Here is a 554-nt window from a genome sequence, read left to right as displayed (position 1 = left end):
TATCCGGGAGACACACGGCGGGTGCTAACGTCCGTCGTGAAGAGGGAAACAACCCAGACCGCCGGCTAAGGTCCCAAAGTTCTGGTTAAGTGGGAAACGATGTGGGAAGGCTCAGACAGCTAGGATGTTGGCTTAGAAGCAGCCATCATTTAAAGAAAGCGTAATAGCTCACTAGTCGAGTCGGCCTGCGCGGAAGATGTAACGGGGCTCAAACCAGGCACCGAAGCCGCGGATTCACGCTAAGCGTGAGTGGTAGGGGAGCGTTCTGTAAGTCTGCGAAGGTGTATCGAGAGGTATGCTGGAGATATCAGAAGTGCGAATGCTGACGTAAGTAACGATAAAGGGGGTGAAAAGCCTCCTCGCCGGAAGACCAAGGGTTCCTGTCCAACGTTAATCGGGGCAGGGTGAGTCGACCCCTAAGGTGAGGCCGAAAGGCGTAATCGATGGGAAGCAGGTTAATATTCCTGCACGACTTGTAATTGCGATGGGGGGACGGAGAAGGCTAGGTGGGCCAGGCGACGGTTGTCCTGGTGAAAGTGCGTAGGTGGTGTTTC

General features: G+C 54.7%; 1 rRNA gene. It reads left to right on the top strand.

Annotated elements, in window-relative coordinates:
• Positions 1-554, top strand: a 23S ribosomal RNA gene (locus ACNPAA_RS21055); the annotation flags it as partial.

It is taken from the genome of Aeromonas sp. PS2Canimalfood6 (assembly GCF_048276795.1).
GTDB classification, from domain to species: domain Bacteria; phylum Pseudomonadota; class Gammaproteobacteria; order Enterobacterales; family Aeromonadaceae; genus Aeromonas; species Aeromonas caviae.
Note: the sequence above shows the minus strand (reverse complement) of the source record. Positions and strands in the feature narration are given on the sequence as shown.